This window comes from Oceanobacillus sp. M60 (assembly GCF_053839645.1).
Genome location: NZ_JBSSNH010000003.1, coordinates 142,101 through 160,013, shown reverse-complemented (window position 1 = coordinate 160,013; position 17,913 = coordinate 142,101). Strand labels below are relative to the sequence as shown.

The 17,913-nt window shown below is 39.1% G+C and carries 14 protein-coding genes and 1 riboswitch; of the genes, 4 read left to right on the top strand and 10 right to left on the bottom strand.

The window, feature by feature from the left end; all coding sequences use genetic code 11:
* The first annotated feature begins 69 nt into the window (after nt 1-69).
* From ACW0TQ_RS08655 to ACW0TQ_RS08640, 4 genes are all read left to right on the top strand, one after another.
* The gene (locus ACW0TQ_RS08655) at nt 70-582 is read left to right on the top strand and encodes a hypothetical protein (protein ID WP_455725565.1); all 513 of its coding nucleotides are present in this window, start codon (nt 70-72) and stop codon (nt 580-582) included.
* A gap of 379 nt (nt 583-961) precedes the next feature.
* Nucleotides 962-1,966, top strand: coding sequence for a hypothetical protein (locus ACW0TQ_RS08650; protein ID WP_455725564.1), 1,005 nt, complete (start codon nt 962-964; stop codon nt 1,964-1,966).
* Nucleotides 1,967-2,098: 132 nt separating this feature from the next.
* Nucleotides 2,099-2,686, top strand: a complete 588-nt coding sequence (locus ACW0TQ_RS08645) for an AbiV family abortive infection protein (protein ID WP_455725563.1) — start codon at nt 2,099-2,101, stop codon at nt 2,684-2,686.
* A 49-nt stretch (nt 2,687-2,735) separates the two neighbouring features.
* On the top strand, nt 2,736-3,368 hold the full coding sequence (locus ACW0TQ_RS08640; RefSeq protein WP_455725562.1) for an AbiV family abortive infection protein: 633 nt from the start codon (nt 2,736-2,738) through the stop codon (nt 3,366-3,368).
* A 218-nt stretch (nt 3,369-3,586) separates the two neighbouring features.
* On the opposite strand, the gene guaA is transcribed toward ACW0TQ_RS08640, so the two are convergent.
* The 10 genes from guaA to ACW0TQ_RS08590 form a co-directional block, all read right to left on the bottom strand.
* Nucleotides 3,587-5,122: a glutamine-hydrolyzing GMP synthase gene (gene guaA, locus ACW0TQ_RS08635; RefSeq protein WP_042536056.1), complete on the bottom strand. Its 1,536-nt coding sequence runs from the start codon at nt 5,120-5,122 to the stop codon at nt 3,587-3,589.
* 174 nt (nt 5,123-5,296) lie between these two features.
* Nucleotides 5,297-5,398: riboswitch (purine riboswitch) on the bottom strand.
* Nucleotides 5,399-5,480: 82 nt separating this feature from the next.
* Nucleotides 5,481-7,682, bottom strand: coding sequence for a transglutaminase TgpA family protein (locus tag ACW0TQ_RS08630; RefSeq protein WP_455725561.1), 2,202 nt, complete (start codon nt 7,680-7,682; stop codon nt 5,481-5,483).
* Nucleotides 7,679-8,947 carry a DUF58 domain-containing protein gene (locus tag ACW0TQ_RS08625; protein WP_368901676.1) on the bottom strand — a complete coding sequence of 423 codons (1,269 nt, stop codon included), beginning with the start codon at nt 8,945-8,947 and terminating at the stop codon, nt 7,679-7,681. The genes ACW0TQ_RS08630 and ACW0TQ_RS08625 overlap by 4 nt, the downstream gene beginning before the upstream one ends.
* The gene (locus ACW0TQ_RS08620; RefSeq protein WP_379542301.1) at nt 8,944-9,909 is read right to left on the bottom strand and encodes an AAA family ATPase; all 966 of its coding nucleotides are present in this window, start codon (nt 9,907-9,909) and stop codon (nt 8,944-8,946) included. Before ACW0TQ_RS08620 ends, ACW0TQ_RS08625 begins: the two co-directional genes overlap by 4 nt.
* Before the next feature lie 482 nt (nt 9,910-10,391).
* A complete protein-coding gene (locus ACW0TQ_RS08615; RefSeq protein ID WP_455725560.1) occupies nt 10,392-11,240 on the bottom strand; it encodes an aldo/keto reductase in 849 nt (282 codons plus the stop codon).
* 120 nt (nt 11,241-11,360) lie between these two features.
* Entirely contained in the window at nt 11,361-12,344 is a 984-nt protein-coding gene (locus ACW0TQ_RS08610) for an aldo/keto reductase (protein ID WP_455725559.1), read from the bottom strand.
* 342 nt (nt 12,345-12,686) lie between these two features.
* Nucleotides 12,687-13,265 (bottom strand): DapH/DapD/GlmU-related protein, encoded by a 579-nt coding sequence (locus tag ACW0TQ_RS08605; protein WP_193063096.1) that lies wholly within the window; start codon nt 13,263-13,265, stop codon nt 12,687-12,689.
* Nucleotides 13,266-13,506: 241 nt separating this feature from the next.
* A complete protein-coding gene (locus ACW0TQ_RS08600) occupies nt 13,507-15,039 on the bottom strand; it encodes an AbgT family transporter (RefSeq protein WP_042532639.1) in 1,533 nt (510 codons plus the stop codon).
* Nucleotides 15,040-15,314: 275 nt separating this feature from the next.
* Nucleotides 15,315-16,520, bottom strand: a complete 1,206-nt coding sequence (locus tag ACW0TQ_RS08595; protein ID WP_042532638.1) for a cystathionine gamma-synthase family protein — start codon at nt 16,518-16,520, stop codon at nt 15,315-15,317.
* 30 nt (nt 16,521-16,550) lie between these two features.
* Complete coding sequence (locus ACW0TQ_RS08590; protein WP_276325302.1) at nt 16,551-17,771, bottom strand: M24 family metallopeptidase; 1,221 nt, start codon at nt 17,769-17,771, stop codon at nt 16,551-16,553.
* Between the last annotated feature and the right edge of the window lie 142 nt (nt 17,772-17,913).

Here is a 17,913-nt window from a genome sequence, read left to right as displayed (position 1 = left end):
TATAGATTGAGAATCCTCTAATTAAATAAAGATGTAACCAATAAATTCAAGAAAGAGAGCATTTTAAATATGGCTATAACAGCATTAGTAATTTCTATAATATCAATAAGTATTACTATATTTATGGCAGTTAGAACTCTATATATGGAAAGAATGAACTTGAATGTGGAAGTCCTCAATCAAGCATCTTTACCTCATATAAAAAGAGTACATTTGAATATGTTTTTTACTAATAAATCTAAAAACCCTATTTCTATTTCCAGTATATCAATACACAGTATAGTGAATGGTGAAGATAAAACTAGATTTGCACGATTCTTAAGGCATAGAGTAGCTCATACCACAACCAGGAAAGAAATCACCCAAGAAATCATTAATGATACTATTCCTATTAGCATTGAATCTTATGGTGCTGTATATGGTTTAATTACTATTGATTTAATTGATTATAACGTAGAAGCTTTTATAAATGAAACTTCCTTTTTAGAAATTTATACTAGCCGGGGTAAATATAAAAAGAATATCTCAATTAACAATATCGATAAAATAAGCATTATTGATTTGCTAGATTTCCCTAACTAACATCCACATTTTATTTAAAATAAAAAAATTTAAAATGCAATTTTAATTCAATAAATCCAGATCACTATTTCACGTTATCACTATAAAATATTGCTCCTCTATCAAAGACGTTTCTGATGAAGCGTCTTTTTTCACGGTAAAAAATTGAGTTAATTTTATTTCAAATGTTTAGTGGATTTGAACCATGAAACATTTGACTCTTGTATATATTCGATTTTCTTCGTAATTTTCCAAAGTTTTAACTACCATAAAGGCACAAATTAATTATATAGACAGAAGTTATTGAAGAAAGATAATAATTTTTATACTGTAATTTTTGAAACTTTTCAAAAATTAAGACCGTAGTACATTTAATTACTAAGTTAGAAGGGTGTTGTTTATGTTTGCAGGGATAATTGCTGGTATTATAATTGTTATTATAGCTATTTCTCTTCTATGGCCAATCGGTATTTATTTACGTAACTTCAGAAAAAGATTAAGGAAATTCCACATTAAGAAATTAAAAGACAATTTAAATAAGGGAGTTACGAAAAGAAATCGAGATCTTAAAAAGGATTTTAAAACGGATCTTATTAAACTAAAAAATATGTTCTTTAAATTTATGAGAAGCTATAACAAAGAAAAATTTCATATAATTATTCTGGTTGGCCCCCCTTGTTCAATAATTTTTTTGGTTCAATTCAAATTAGATGTTTATATGCCATATTTGATAAACTACTTTATTCTAATAGTATTTTTAATCGGCTTATTTTCCTTTTTTTTAAATTCTGGTAAATTCTCTAAACTAGACCAATTGGATAAGTTGAGTTTATATTTTATTAAATTAATGATTTTATTTCAATTCCTGTTACTATTTTTGAGTGCGTTGTATTCTAATCCTGAAAATTATAAAGTTTTATTATTCACTGTTACTTTTACAGTTATTTATTCTCTTGTATTGGTAATCAGTGTGTTGAAAGATTTTAAGAAAAGAAAATGGTTCCAATTATTTAATATGATTGGCAGTATCATAATTATTATTAGTACGCTAGGTATGGCTTTTGGCGCCTACTATTTTTCACACAATGAAATTTTTGGTTTTTTTAATTCTAATGAGGTTGATTTTATTTCAAACGGAAATATGTATATTGCTCTTCTATTTCTTGTATATAAGGGATTGCTCCCTTTTTACTTACCTCTTGAAAACGGACAAGTAACATTGGAACATCCTGAAACATTTATACTTTTAGTTGAAAGTTCTTTAGGTTTTATAATAAACGTAGTTATTATTGGTATTTTTGTTTCTTACTTTTCATCATTCTTTCAGCAGGAACAAACAGAGAAAAATGAAAAAGCAGAAGAAAATAATGAGCTATTACAGGAAATAGATATGAAAGAAAAGTAAAACAAGATATTAAAGTATACTGACTGTAGATATTTAGTAACTGATTTACAAAAAAATTGTTATGACTACCCTACAGAGTTTAACCATTCGATTTATGTTAGATAGGTTCAATAAAAATATAAGTGGGATATTATGACGACATTGTCTTTTCAAAAACTTGAAGAAGCATATACTATGGTTTACGAGAATTCCAAGGAATTATTGGAAGATTCTCGGCTATTGTTTGAAAATAAAAGATATGCTAGGTCATACACTTTGGCACAAATAGCACATGAGGAACTAGCAAAATTACCAATTATTTATCAAGAAACGACTAGATCATTTTATAAGGAAACCCACGATTGGAAGAATTTTTATAAGCGTTTAAAAGACCACACTTCTAAAAACAAGCAAAATTATGTTTTCTATCAGACCATGCTCAATGCTTTGGGAAATAATAGCATGAATCTTGATTATAACAAAATAAAAGACAACCTTGCATTTGTTAACCATTTGAAAAATGTGAGTCTATATGCAGATTTAAAAAACAACAGATTTACTAAACCATCAAAAGAGATCAATGAAAGATTGGCTTTAGTTCACTTGGAATTAGTGGAAGAAATGTTCAAAACTTGCTCTCTTGCCAAGTTTCATATTAAAGGCGGGATTAAAAAGTCTCTAGATAATGAAGGTGCTCAGAAAAACAGGGAACTTTTAAGACAAGTTGGGTTAATCAAATAATATTCAATAAGTATAAAAATCATTAGGTGTTAATAATGGAGGAAGAATAATGAGCATAAATAATTTTAGTGAACTACAGATTGCATACACTAAGACGTTCAATAATGCTAGTGATTTGCTAGAGGAGTCTAGCATTTTATTAAAGCAGGATAGATATGCAAAAGCATATCTGCTTTCTCATATTGGTATAGAAGAACTAGCACGCTGTATAATGCTTGCATCTGCAGTTACGAAGTTCAGAATCAAAGCCTTAGACGCTAAAAAACTAAACAGAAGGCCAAAACAAAAAATACAGCTTGCATACTCATTTATAGAGAAATTAAAAGGCTATACCAGGCCCTTAAGTAAATTAGACCGAATCGAAATAATAACTAGTTTTTTCTCTGTCAATTCTACCAATATTATTTTTGATGAAACAATTCAAAAGTTAGATAATCTAAAGAATGCTTCCTTTTATGTCGACCAATATCAAAATGTAATTAAAACACCGAAAGAGGTTATTTCCGACAAAGCTGCCAGTGACCTTCTAAGTTCTGCATTGCTATTGAAAGAGTTTTTTGAATACAGTAAGTGGCATGAAGAAGAAAATTTAATTGCATTAATAAAAGGGTTAGATAATGAAAACTTGTTATTTATAAAAAGCTTTTTTAGTGGTTTATACGGGGACAAGGAAAAGATATAATTATATTTACGAATAAATTAAATGAACAGGTTATTTTAAAGCCTTAATATACTTAATTAATCAATGATACTTTTCAATAATCAGATGCAGTTAAAAAAAGTAGTCCCTACCAAAAATAAATTGGTAGGGACTTTGGTATAGAACTATGTTATTTTTAATTTTTGAATAGGACAAATGCTGTCAAATCAACACAAATTAAAATTGGTAATTTATACCAATTACTCCCACTCAATCGTAGCCGGCGGCTTAGAAGTAACATCATACACCACTCGATTAATATTATCCACATCATTCACCAAACGCGTCGAAATCTTCTCAAGCACATCCCAAGGAATTCTTGCCCAATCCGAAGTCATACCATCAATAGAAGTTACCGCACGAATCCCAATTGTATGTGCATACGTACGAGCATCTCCCATGACACCAACACTCTTGATGTTTGGCAGGACAGTGAAGTATTGCCAGATATCGCGGTCAAGGCCTGCTTTTGCAATTTCTTCACGAAGGATTGCATCGGATTCACGAACGATTTCTAAGTGTTCTTCCGTTACTTCACCCAGGATACGGATAGCAAGTCCCGGCCCTGGGAATGGCTGACGCCAAACGATACGGTCAGGAATTCCTAATTGCGAACCTAATTCACGCACTTCATCCTTGAATAATGTATTTAATGGCTCAATTAATTCAAATTGCATATCTTCCGGCAGACCGCCTACGTTATGATGTGATTTGATGGTTTGAGCTGTTTCTGTTCCACTTTCAATCACGTCAGTGTAGAGCGTTCCTTGCGCTAAGAAATCAATATCCTTTAATTTTGCTGCTTCATCGTCAAATACATAGATGAATTCATTTCCGATGATTTTACGTTTTTGCTCTGGATCGGAAACGCCTGCTAATTTAGATAAGAAGCGGTCCTTTGCATCTACTTTGATAATATTCATCTGGAAGTCTTCTGCAAATACTTCCATCACGTCGTCTGCTTCATTTTTACGAAGGAGACCGTGATCAACAAAGATACAAGTCAGCTGGTCGCCGATAGCTTTATGAATTAAAGCAGCAACAACAGAGGAGTCTACGCCGCCGCTTAATGCGCAAAGTACGTTGCGGTCGCCGACAGTTTCTTTGATCTTTTCTGTTTCCATTTCGATAAAGTTTGCAATCGTCCAGTCTCCTGTACATTTACAAACATCGAAGACAAAGCTGTTTAATAAATCATTTCCATACTCGGAATGACGTACTTCCGGATGGAATTGCACCCCATACATTTGCTTATCAATATCGCTGATAGCAGCAACTGGTGTAGATGGACTTGTTGCATCAACGATGAAAGAAGGTGGTGCAGCTGTAACTTTATCACCATGACTCATCCATACCGTCTGTTTTGTCGGTGTATCTTTAAATAGAGCCGGGCTTTCATTTAATTCGATTAATGCTTTTCCGTATTCGCGGTTTTTGGATGCTTCTACTTTTCCGCCAAAATGCAGGGACATTAATTGCATGCCATAGCAAATACCGAGGACAGGAATTCCTAATTCAAAGATTTCCTCATCACAACGGAAGCTGTCTTCGCCATAAACACTGTGCGGTCCGCCGGAAAGAATGATTCCTTTTGGATTCATTTCTTTGATTTCTGCAGCGGTCAGTTTATGTGAATGAAGCTCACTATATACGCCAAATTCACGAATACGGCGTGTGATTAATTGGTTATATTGACTGCCAAAATCTAAAACCAGTACTAATTCATTGTTCTCCATAACTAGACTCCAATCTGTATCTTTTATAGAAAATAGCTTGTAAACTATACGTTCCTTTACCCTGTATTCGAAATCCTTTGTCTCACCTATTAAAAAGCCCGGCTTCCACCTTTCTACTTCCTGCAGCTCACGCACACAAAAAATCATAGAAAGGCAGAATCCGGGCAGCATAAGCAAACCTTCTTCTGCCTTCATAGTCGAGTCATTTACGGTGACCCGGTAGAAACTTTCGAACCTTATTTTCGAGGATATACGAAAGGCATATGTCAAACGATAATTTTTCATTATGGGAAGAAATATTCTTACAACGTCTCCCACAGTATTTCCTTTTTCATTCTACTAATTGATACGACCCGGGTCAAGCCATTATTTGATTGATTAAATTTTTCCATAATTGAATTATTTCCTCTTTTTCACCTGTGAGCCGTTTACTGTAAATCATCCGCTCGTAGATTCTTGTCAGCTTGCTCATTTCCACGGCAAAAAGATGTTCATCCACTCTTCGGGCAAACTCCCTTAAGGTTTCGTCACTTCCTCGTTTGAAGCCTTTTTTACCTGTAAGCTTTAACAGGTAGAGATAGGCTTCCTGGAATGCCGTCTCGTCAAAATGGTTTTCCAGCTTTCTTTGCAGGAAATAAATCCGTATCTCTCTTCGCTTTATATAAAGGGCAAGTAGAATCAGCAACAGAACAATCCCTATTCCAATAAGGATATAACCTGTTAATGCAGAAATCCCTGTCTCTTCATCGGAAGCAGCTGTATCTTCTTCCTGATCTTCCGCTTCATCTGTCTCTTCTTCGTCTTCTGCGCCTTCTTCCTGGTCTAATTCTGGTGCTTCGAGCGGTTCTTCTTCCTCTGGCAAAGGATAGTCATTTTCATCGACATCCGCTTCGAAGTCAGCCATATTGGTGAAGCCTTGTGTCGGTTCAAATGGCACCCAGCCTACCTCTGGAAAATAGACCTCTACCCAGGAGTGAGCATTGCTGTTGGCAACTTCATTCACATGCGTTTGTTCTTCTGCATTGGAATCGATTCGTTCTCCACTAGTGAACCCTTTCGCCCATCTAGCAGGAATCCCTTCTGACCGGAGCATCACAACCATGGCGGTAGAGAAGTTATCACAATAGCCAATCTGCGTCTCAAATAAAAATTGGTCGACATAGTCCTCTTCTTCTCTTGGCCTTGGAATATCTGTTGTCTGGTATTCAAAGCCATTTGCACTGAAATAACGCTCGATTGCGCGTGCTTTATCGTATCTTGTTTCATGATTTTCTGTTATTTCTGCGGCTAAATCTCCCACTCTTTCCGGAAGATCATCCGGCAGCTGTGTGTAACGGTCCCGGACTTCTTCAGGATCCTGTTCAGAGTTATTCTGCAGTGCTTCGATATCAAAGGATGGACTCTCATAGTTTATTTCATAAGCTTCCAGCGTACTGTCCTCTCCATCCCGTGTCGTTTCGATCCCCTCCATACTTTCATCGAGGTGAAAATCAACCGGTTCCTCTGTTCTAATAGAGGAGACACCATAAGGATAGACGACCTTTGGCAGCCGGTTACTTCCCGTAAAAGCAATCTGTGTCTCTAACGTTTCTGTCTCGACACTGTCCTCGAAGGTAGATAGGGTAATCTGCCCGCCTGTCTGATGCAGAAGGTTTCGATCTTGCGAAGTCTCCCATCCCTTGCCTGTATAGACATCCTTTGTTTCAATCCGCCAATAATGATCCTCTTCTACGGTCGCTTCAAAAAGAACTGTATCATCCTGGACAAAGGAGCCGCCAAGCTGGGAATCATCTTCTCCATATCCAACCCGTCCAGTTCCGACGCCGCTATCTCCTATGTTATCGGCTGCCCCCTGCAAAAATGGCAGCGGGTCCGGCCATTGCGGTTCTGCTTTCGGTGCTTGATATCCAATAATACTTACGATTACTACGACAAACACAAGCGGCAGCAGCCAATATTTTAATCGTTCGCCGACAGAAATAGGAATTCGTTTATTTTCAATCTCCTTACTCAAGCTGGACATTCCGAGTGCAATAAAGGAAATAATGAAAATACGGACGATTGCCGCAGCGCCTTCATATACCGTAAATGTATCCAAAATGCCGATATAGACAAAGGTCAACAGAATAAATAAGATAATATTTTTCATTCTGACAAACCAGTAATAAAGCAGATAGCTCATCAGCCAAATGAGCACCAGGAATAATAGACTTCTGAAAAAGTTGGTAAGCATATACCAGTCGCCTGAAAACATCAACTCCATATTATACATGACTTCCTGGAGGACTTCTCCTGCCCAGTTCAGGTCTAAAAAGCTTGTCTCAAAGTAAAGCATATGGACGATAAAAAGCAATCCCAGTCCTTTTACAGGGATACTAATCAGCCAATGCAGCTGAAAATAAGAAATAAAAAAGCAGCACAGCGCGAATAATACAAAAACACCAATATTGGTTTCCGAAATATCCCCAAGCGGATAGAGCCATTCTAAGAAAAGGCAAAATCCTGCAATATATAATAGTAGTGTATGCAGCGTTTTTACTTGTTTTTGGGTCTTTATCATTTAAAAATCACCTCAACCGGATCCGCTGCAAGCTGTTCCATACTTAATTGCTGTACCGCTATCCCGGAAAATCGCAAAGGCTCAAGCAGATGCTTCTCCGTGTCCGGCAGGACTTTCTCTGGATGGATATAAATAATCGATAAATGCTTCATACGCTGTCTGGCTTCCTGGATAGCCTGCACAAATTGGGGATCTATGGATGTTACAATCAAAAAGATAATATCCGCTTGATGGAAATGAGCCATTTCTTCACGAAAACGGATGGAAAAAGAACCTTCCTGTTCCCCTCTCGCTGTCAGAAGATAATGCTTCATCCGCTCCATTTGTTGCTCACTTTGTCCCAGCTCAAATACATGCGGCCTCTCGCCAATAGAAAGAAAGCTTGTCTGATAATCTTTCTTTGCTATTTTTTCTATAAAAGATAAGCTCATTTCAATTGATGCTTCATAGATAAGTTCATTTTTATTCCCGTTCATAAAATTATCATGAACCAGCAAGATATCCATGCTTTTCTCCCGGTCAAATTCCTTGGTCATCATCGTTTGTTTTCTTGCTGTCTGTTTCCAGTCAATCCATGCAAATCGGTCCCCTGGAGCATATTCCCTGGCTCCGGAAGCAACGGTCGTATTCATATGCTGTAATTGGTTGGATAGCACTCCGCCCTGCTCGTAGCTTGCCATATCACTCACTAAACGAAGCTCATGCTCATAAGGATAGACAGCGAATGTATTTTCCACCTGAAAATCGCGGCTTTTCTTAATAAAACCAAATATATCACCTGTTTGGATCGTTACTTTATCCAGTACATGCTCTCCGCGCGGCAGGGATTGTATCGAATAACTGAATGTAAAATTTCTGCGGAATAGAGGAAATAACATACGTATCAGTCTGCGAGAAACTGTCATTTGTCCTGAAGCCTGAGAAGAAAGGTATTTCGCCTTCTTTGTATCTTCCTTCATTAAAGACTGGGGAAATTTTTCTTCAAACGTACAATATAATAAAGGAAAAGGCAGCTTCCGTTTTAAATGCACCTTCACAACGATTTCATCTCCCGCCTGACATACCGGATTCTCGATTTCCCGGTAAATCTGCCACGCACGCAGTGGATAGCTGGCAAAGAGGAGCTGGTAGATGCCGATTGGCAAGTAGCCATAAAATAAAAACCAGCTGACAAATCCTCCCTGGAACATGGCATAGCAGAAGAGAATAACAATGAGTGTCAAAACGCCAAGACTGCGAAGGATAATCCGGAGATTCTCCTTCATTCTCCAAAGCCTTTCTTAATCGGGATATGAGCAGACTGTATAATAGAATCAAGAATTTCCTCACTTGATTTGCCTTGATATCGCGCTTCTGCTTTCAGCATCACCCGATGAGCTAACACAAATCCTGCCAGATACTTCACATCATCCGGGATAACATAATCTCTTCCTTCGATATACGCATACGCTTTGGAGGCTTCCATTAAAGCAAGTGACCCTCTCGGACTCACGCCTAAATAAATCGAAGGGTGTGATCTCGTGCGCGTAACGATATTTAAGATATATTGCTGGATCGTTTCGTCTATATAGACACTTTTGGCTTCTTCCTGCGCCAGCAATAATTCCTCCTGCGACATCACTGCCTGGATTTCTTCAATCGGATGATGGCTTTTATTTCTCGCAAGCATTTCTAACTCGTCCTCATAGGTTGGATAGCCCATGCGCAATTTTAATAGAAAGCGATCGAGCTGCGCTTCTGGCAACGGATAGGTTCCTTCATATTCAATCGGGTTTTGAGTCGCCATCACAAAGAAAGGACTATTCAACCGTCGTGTCTCTCCGTCTACAGTGACGCTCTTTTCTTCCATCGCTTCCAGCAAGGCGGATTGTGTCTTGGGAGACGTCCGGTTAATTTCATCTGCTAGAAGAATATTTCCAAAAATCGGTCCTTCCCGAAACTCAAATTCTAGTTCTTTGGGATTGTAAATAGACACCCCTGTCACATCCGACGGCAGCAGGTCTGGTGTGAATTGAATCCGGCTAAAATTACAATTTACTGATTTTGCTAATGTGCGGACGAGCATTGTTTTCCCTACTCCGGGCACATCCTCCAGTAAGACATGACCTTCTGTTAATAAGGCTACTAAACTCAATTTTACAATTTCTTCTTTACCAAAAATAACGTCATTAATATTATTTAATACATCTTGAATCTGTATATTTTCTGCTAACTTTTCCTGTTCCATCATCACCCTCCTTATCTTCCTGAACCTTTCTGCCTTTCATGTTACTATATTAGGAAGCATATTGAAACGAAATGCATTCCAAAGTTTTAGTTATCTCTTATTGTGGACAAATGATAGAATGAATATTCATTGGTTGGTTGTTAATGCATTTTTCTGATATATATTAGTTGGAACAAAGATTTTACTTTCTAGCAGTCGCTCCGGAAATACACTACGCTTTCCACGGGCTTGTCCTCAGCCTCCTCAAAAAAGATAGATTAACTATTTCAACTTAGATAGTTTAAACTCATTTTTATAAGAATCTTTCAGTTGAGGAGGAAAAGACCACTAAATGTAATTTCACTTAATAAGTTCACCTTACATTATAAAGTGAACTTTATGTCGACGAATTACACTGTTATTTTCAACATGCAAAAAGAGCAGCCGGGGTTTCTTCCTTAGCTGCCCTTCCTTTTAATAAAATCAGATTTCCCGAAACCTTCCTACCATAAAGCAAGGCGCTGCTTCGAGGCTGGTTCAGGATACACTGTATCGATTTGCTTCAAATCCTGCTCTGTTAGTTCCATTTCCGCTGCTTTTATGTTATTCACAACATGATCCGGATTACTGGATTGCGGGATAGCAATCGTTCTTCCATTCCGTATCGACCAGGCTAATAAAATTTGAAACACATCTGCGTCGTGCTTTTCTGCTATATCCTTTAACACCTGCTGCTTCGTTAAATTCGCTCCGAAGCTGTCGCCGCGGTCAATTGGAGAATAAGCTACCACGGGCATGTTATGCTGCCCCATCATTGGCACTAAATCAAATTCGATGCCTCTATTTGCAACATTATAACGTACTTGATTCGCTTTGCAGTTATTCCCGCCCGGTAAATGAATTACATGCTCCAAATCGTCCACGTCTAAATTAGAAACGCCCCATGCTTTAATTTTGCCTTGGTTTTTTGCCTCCTCTAAAGCTTCTACCGTTTCTTTAAGAGACACCTCTTCTTTCCAATGCAGTAAATATAAGTCGATATAGTCGGTTTCTAACCTTTTTAAACTATTATCCAAGCTGACTGGCAAATCTTTTTTTGATGCATTCGACGGAAGAACTTTTGAAATAAGAAATAAATCTTCCCGGGCATAAGGTTTTATAGCGCTTCCAACTAATTTCTCCGCATTCCCGCTGCCGTACATTTCAGCCGTATCAATCAATTGTACACCCTGATCAATCCCGGTACGGATGGCTTGTACCTCTCGATCAAATGTATTCGCCTTGTCTCCCATGTTCATGGTGCCTAAGCCAATCGGCAACACTTCTCTGCCGGCAATTTCCACCTTTTTCATTGCGCTTCACTCCTCTTTTTAGGAACTGCTTTCTATGTCTGTTCCACTCTTAGAGCAAAATGAAACGCAAAAGAGGCGGTATCGAGAAAATAACGAGTTTTACACCTTTCTTTTAAAACATTAAAGCGCCCCAACGACTGGATGAGGAATATATAATTCTTCCAGATAATCTATCTCCTCAGACGTCAACTGAATATCTAATGCAGCTACTGCGCTTTCAATATGACTTTCTTTTTGGGCACCGATGATTGGAGCTGCAACCTGATTCTGGTGAAGAAGCCAAGCCAGGGCAACTTTATCTCTTGTTGTCTGATGGTTGTTTGCTATTTCACCCACACGTTCTACGATACCATTATCCGATTCCATCATAGCATCATATTTGGACTGTTGAACGGTATCTGTTTCCGAGCGATACGTCGTTTTAGACAAGTCACGTGTCAATCTTCCTGAAGCAAGCGGACTATATGGTGTGAGTGCTATTTTTTCATCCTCGCAGAAAGGTACCATTTCACGCTCTTCTTCCCGATAGATTAAATTATAGTGATTTTGCATAGAGACGAATTTCGTCCAGCCGTTGCGTTCCGCTACCCGTTGAGCTTTTTGGAACTGCCACGCATACATGGCGCTGGCTCCGATATAACGTGCTTTTCCAGACTTCACTACATCGTGCAGTGCCTCCATCGTTTCTTCAATCGGCGTATCGTAATCCCAGCGATGAATAATATATAAATCAACATAATCTGTACCAAGACGTTCTAAACTATGATCTATTTCACTCAAAATGGATTTACGGGATAAACCGCCTCCATTTGGACGATTTGGGCGCATCGTCTGGTGCACTTTAGTAGCCAGAACGATATCGTCACGATTGGCATAATCGTTTAACGCTTTCCCAAGAATCCGTTCACTTTCTCCCATGGAATAAACATTCGCCGTATCAAAGAAATTAATTCCTGCATCGATCGCTTTTTTTATCACAGGCCGGCTTTTTTCTTCATTTAAAACCCATTTATGAATCCATTTTTCGGGATCTCCAAATCCCATCGCTCCCAAGCAGATACGAGAAACATCCAGACCAGTATTGCCAAACTTTACATATTCCATCTAAAACACCCTTCTTTGATTACGAATATTCGCTTTTTTCTAACGGTTGCCAACAAATCTACTTTATATTCCCCTCATTATCTATCATTATAAAACGCGGTATCTTTGACAACAAATGCCTAGATTGCATGCAATTCATACTCCAAAAGCATACCTAATATTACTTACGACAAATAGGATTTATCGCAAATGTGATAAATCCTATTTGTTTATTATCGAAACGTATTTTCCCGTAAATCGGTATGGTTTAAACCATGTTCTTTTACTGCATGCAAATCACTCTGACCTGCCTGTGGCATACTTATTACTATCCATTCTTCTGCCAGTTAAAAATAACGTGGATTACTTTATTTTATCCTCTAAATTCGAGATAAATTTAGCAGGATTCCCGCCAACGATGGTGTTCGGCGGAACATCTTTCGTAACGACGGATCCAGCTGCTACAACCGAATTTTCACCAATTGTTACCCCAGGCAGAATGGTTGCATTCGAACCAATCCAGGTTTTCTCCTTCAATTCAATGGGTTTAAGGTACATCGTTCCCCGGTTTAACGGATCATAGTCATGATTGATAGTTGCGAACACAACATTATGCCCGATTAAGCTTCCATCACCGATAATGATTTGTCCCTGATCTTGAAAACGGCATCCCGAATTTATGAATACATTTTTCCCGATGCTTATGTTCTTTCCAAAATCGGAGGTAAACGGTAGAAACAAGGAAAAACTTTCATCTAATTCTTGGCCGGTAATCTGGGACATCTGCTGTCTGATTTCTTCATTGGTATACACGCCATTATTTAATATGGCACATAATCGCCTCGTTTCATCTGATACGGCCACCATTGCCTTATTGACTTCTGAACCGCCATGAATCACACCTTCTTCTGCCATTTGTGATAACAATTCCTCTAATTCCATGTGGATCGTTCCCTTCCAGCTGTATTTCTATTTCATTCACTATTTTAAGAAGGCACTGTCATAACCTTCATGCTCATCCAATCTTACTTCCATTTAAACATAGCGGCTAATGCTTTTCCATGATTTTATAGTGACTTCGTTCTACCATTTCCAGGGTGGATAAGTAAAATGGAACAGTTATTAAAATAATAAACAAATTAAAAAACCATGAAAAGCTGTCACACTCTTCATGGTTTTCAATTTATCCGTAATGAATCGGTCCGTTTGGTCCAAGCGGAATACCAAGCCACATCCAAACAACCAGCATGATTGTCCAGCCTATCAAGAAGAAGATAGAGTATGGAAGCATGGTTGATACGAGGGTTCCAATTCCCATTTTCTTATCATATTTCTGGGCAAAGGCAATAATTACTGCAAAGTATGTCATCAATGGCGAGATAATATTTGTTGCTGAATCAGCAATACGGTATGCCATCTGTGTAAATTCCGGTGCATAGCCAAGCTGCATCATAATCGGAACAAATACGGGAGCCATCATGGCCCATTTTGCAGATGCACTTCCAATAAAGATATTGATAAATGCAGCAATCAGAATAAACAACAGAATTAAGCCAATTCCGCTGAAGTTTACACTGTCTAAGAATTCTGCTCCATAAACACCAATTACCAGTCCCATATTGGTTTCATTAAAGTAAGCGACAAATTGACCTGCTGTAAAGGCAAGGACGATAAACATCCCCATTGATGCCATCGTATCGCTCATTTGTGCTGCAACATCTTTATCACTTTTAATTTCTTTGGTTATCAAACCGTAAACAAGTCCTGGGATTAAGAATAAAATAGCGATAATCGGTACAAGGGAATCCATAAATGGTGACATGATAATCCCGTCTAATCCAGGGTCTTCTCCACGCAGCGGCGCATTAGAAGGGATAACCAGCAATGCCGCGAGTACAAAAGAAACAACAAACGAAACTGCTGTCCAAATAAGTCCTTTTTTCTCTATTGCTGTAATTCCTTTTATGTCTTCCGTTGCTTCTCCTTTATACGTACCCAGCCGAGGCTCCACAATTTTTTCTGTTACCCAGCTGCCGATAAGGGTGAGTATTACCACTGATGCGGCAATAAAACCGTAGTTCATGGCAATATTCATTTGCTCTGCATAGGCAGGGTCAATAATAGCAGCTCCGGCAATGGTCATTTCTCCAAGCATCACATCTGTTCCGGATAAGAATAAGTTCGCACTGAAACCGCCAGATACGCCGGCAAATGCTGCCGCAAGACCTGCTAATGGATGGCGTCCAAGCGCCGCAAAAATTAATGCACCCAATGGAGGTAAAACAACATAGCCTGCATCAGAAGCCACACTGGACATTACCCCCGCAAAAACGATACCTAATGTAATAAAGCGGTTCGGGATTGCCAATACAAACCCGCGCAGCAACGCACTGATAAGGCCTGTCCGCTCTGCTACCCCGATTCCAAGCATCGTAACAAGTACTACACCAAGCGGCGCAAATCCGATAAAGTTATCGGTCATACTGCCAAAAATATATTCAATCCCCTCTGCATTCAGAAGATTCTTAATTTCCACCGCTTCTCCTGGATCGCCAGGGTTTTCAACACTTATATTAAATGGCTGTAATGCCGCAGAAAGTACTAAAACCAGTAAGGCCAAAATGGCAAATAATGTAGCCGGGTGCGGCAATTTATTTCCGACCACTTCCACAAAATCTAAAAATCGTTGAAATGGATTCTTTTTCTCTTTAGACATATTGTCGCTCCTCTCTTTTTGTAAATCGATAATATTCTGACTAATAAAAGGCCTAGAGAACGGTTCTCATTATACATAGATTAATCGATAATGAAAACCCTTTCCGCAAAAGTAATAAAAGTAACATTAGGTATAATTTTATGAATACTGTATTTATTATCAAGGAGGCCTTCTGTAGAACGGTCTTAACATTTCGTTTAATATGCTATCCTGCAGCATGAAAAACCGAATGTAAGGTACCCATTCGGTTTTCATATTTACTCTTATTGTTATGATTAAGAAAGCAGCTTATCTGATTTCGCTGCTTGCAGCGCCTGCTCAAAATCATGGATTATATCATCGGTAGCTTCAATACCGCAGGAAACACGGATAAGCCCTTCCGGTATACCAAGGGCTGCACGCTCCTCTGGTGTGCATTCCACATGGCTGGTTGTTCTTGCCGGTCCTACTGTTGTTTCCACTGCCCCTAAGTTCGCAGCACGATGGGCAAACTGCAGCTTTGGAAGTACTTTTCGAACTGTATCGATGCCTCCCTTTACAGAAAAGCTCAGCATGCCGCCAAAATCATCCATCTGCTTTTTAGCAATATCATGATTGGGATGGTCTGGCAAGCCGGGATAAAATACATCCTCTACGATATCCTGTTTTTGAAGGTATAATGCCAGCGCCATCGCATTTTTACATTGCTCACGAACACGAAGATGTAATGTTTTCATACCACGGAGGACTAAATAAGCAGCCATGGGGTCCATTGTAGCACCATTGATTTCCCGATAATGGAAAATAGGCTCAATCAGCGCTTTCCTGCCACAGACGACACCCCCTAAAGCATCGGCATGCCCTCCCAGAAACTTGGTCGCACTGTGGATAACAAGATCTGCTCCAAGAGCCAGCGGACGTTGATTCATCGGTGTTGCAAACGTATTATCCACAATCACTAATGCGCCCGCTTCCTTCCCTGCCTTAGCCATCCGTTCAATATCGGTTATTTTTACAGTTGGATTCGTAGGCGTTTCTAAATATAAAATTTCACAGCCTTTGTTTATCTCTTTCTCCATTTCTGCCATATTTCCTGTATCGCATAAATGAACTTCAATTTGCTGACGCGGAAGAAATTCGGAAAATATTTTATTCGTTCCGCCATAAGTGTCTTTAATAGAAACAATTCGATCTCCCGGAACTAAAAACGTAGCTAATGTGTTGCTGATTGCTGCCATTCCCGTTGAAAAACTGGTTACCGCTTCTGCCCCCTCCATTTCTTTGATTTTATCTTCAAAGGATTGGACGGTTGGATTCGTATTCCGGCCATAAATATGCCCTGCTTTTTTTCCTGTAGCTACGTCAAACCATTCATCTATATCATCATAATTATAGGCTACGCTCAACACAACAGGCACCTGCGTCGCCCCATGAACCAAATAATCCGCTTCTCCCGCCCAGACCGTTTTGGTCGCCAAGTCAATTTCTTTCTTGTGTGTCATTTTCTCAGCCTCCTATTTTGCCGCCTTCCCTTACCCGGCAGAATTTTCATTTTTGTCTTCCTCTATCTCTTTCATTGGCATGGATTCCTTGACATAAAGATTTCTTGGTACGTTTCCAAATGTTCTGCAGCCTGTTTCTGTCACATAGAAAGACTCGCTGACTTCAAAGCTTTCCCCCTCCGACCAGATGGCAGGAATGAGATGGAATGTCATATTAGGACGGATGATTGTTTTATCCCCTTTTCGAATACTTGCTGTATGCTCCCCCCAGTCTGGAGGATAATTTAATCCCATCGAATAGCCGAGACGTGACTCTTTGAAGACGCCATGTCTCTCTACCGTTTTCCGCCAAACTGCTTCTATTTCCTCACAGGTGACTCCCGGCTTAATAAAATCAAGACATACATGCAAGCCTTCTAAAACAATAGATGATAGTTTTTTCATCGATACAGACGGCTTCCCAATTTGAACGGTCCGCGCAATCGGGGCATGATAGCGCTGATAGCAGCCTGACAGCTCTAAAATAACGGTCTCATTCATCTGATAGGGCTGATCCGTCCATGTTAAATGAGGCGTGGAAGTCCGTTCGCCGGCTGGTAGCAATGGTATAATCGCTGGATAATCGCCGCCAAATTGCGGCGTTCCACGGAATTGTGCATAGCTGATTTGGGCAGCGACATCACATCCTCTAACCCCTTCATTCACCAATTCGATTCCTGCCTGCATCGCCTGTTCAGAAATCACTGCAGCACGCTCCATCATAGCTAGTTCCGCTGGAGACTTTTCGATACGCAGCCAGTTCACAAGTAACGTCGCATCTTTAAATATTGCATCCGGAAGCCCTTGAGTTAACGCAGCGTAACATTTTGCCGTAAAATAATAACTATCCATTTCCACACCAATATGGCGGCTGCTTAAACCGATTTCTGTTAAAATTGCTGCGATGAAATCCATAGGATGGGTTATCTGCGAATGTACATACGTGTCTGGATAAGCAATTATATTTTCTTCCCGAAGCCATGTGGTCACTTTTGCAGCATTGGCATCTGCTGTTCTCCCTATCCAGATTGGCTGCTCCTCCTCATCAATTACAACCAGCATCTGATGGACATAAAAGGACCAGCCGTCAAAACCGGTTAAATAATACATATTTGCCGGGTTGGTGATAAGCAATACTTCTATTTTCTGCTTTGCCATACTCTCCTTTGTCTTCGCTAAACGTTCCCGGTACTCCTCTCGAGCCACTTTCACAGCAAACAAGCCCCCTCCCTATCTTCCTATTTTCCAAAAATGCTCTTCTGCGATGAAAAGATATTTATTTCTGTTTGAATTTATTATATATTTAAACTATTCTTTAAATCATCCGACATTTTGTATGAAAAGAAAATTATTT

Excerpts from the sequence above, each read along its gene's own strand:
- ACW0TQ_RS08655 (WP_455725565.1), top strand. The coding sequence starts at position 70 with ATGGCTATAACAGCATTAGTAATTTCTATAATATCAATAAGTATTACT.
- ACW0TQ_RS08650 (WP_455725564.1), top strand. The coding sequence starts at position 962 with ATGTTTGCAGGGATAATTGCTGGTATTATAATTGTTATTATAGCTATT.
- ACW0TQ_RS08645 (WP_455725563.1), top strand. The coding sequence starts at position 2,099 with ATGACGACATTGTCTTTTCAAAAACTTGAAGAAGCATATACTATGGTT.
- ACW0TQ_RS08640 (WP_455725562.1), top strand. The coding sequence starts at position 2,736 with ATGAGCATAAATAATTTTAGTGAACTACAGATTGCATACACTAAGACG.
- guaA (WP_042536056.1), bottom strand. The coding sequence starts at position 5,122 with ATGGAGAACAATGAATTAGTACTGGTTTTAGATTTTGGCAGTCAATAT.
- ACW0TQ_RS08630 (WP_455725561.1), bottom strand. The coding sequence starts at position 7,682 with ATGATAAAGACCCAAAAACAAGTAAAAACGCTGCATACACTACTATTA.
- ACW0TQ_RS08625 (WP_368901676.1), bottom strand. The coding sequence starts at position 8,947 with ATGAAGGAGAATCTCCGGATTATCCTTCGCAGTCTTGGCGTTTTGACA.
- ACW0TQ_RS08620 (WP_379542301.1), bottom strand. The coding sequence starts at position 9,909 with ATGGAACAGGAAAAGTTAGCAGAAAATATACAGATTCAAGATGTATTA.
- ACW0TQ_RS08615 (WP_455725560.1), bottom strand. The coding sequence starts at position 11,240 with ATGAAAAAGGTGGAAATTGCCGGCAGAGAAGTGTTGCCGATTGGCTTA.
- ACW0TQ_RS08610 (WP_455725559.1), bottom strand. The coding sequence starts at position 12,344 with ATGGAATATGTAAAGTTTGGCAATACTGGTCTGGATGTTTCTCGTATC.
- ACW0TQ_RS08605 (WP_193063096.1), bottom strand. The coding sequence starts at position 13,265 with ATGGAATTAGAGGAATTGTTATCACAAATGGCAGAAGAAGGTGTGATT.
- ACW0TQ_RS08600 (WP_042532639.1), bottom strand. The coding sequence starts at position 15,039 with ATGTCTAAAGAGAAAAAGAATCCATTTCAACGATTTTTAGATTTTGTG.
- ACW0TQ_RS08595 (WP_042532638.1), bottom strand. The coding sequence starts at position 16,520 with ATGACACACAAGAAAGAAATTGACTTGGCGACCAAAACGGTCTGGGCG.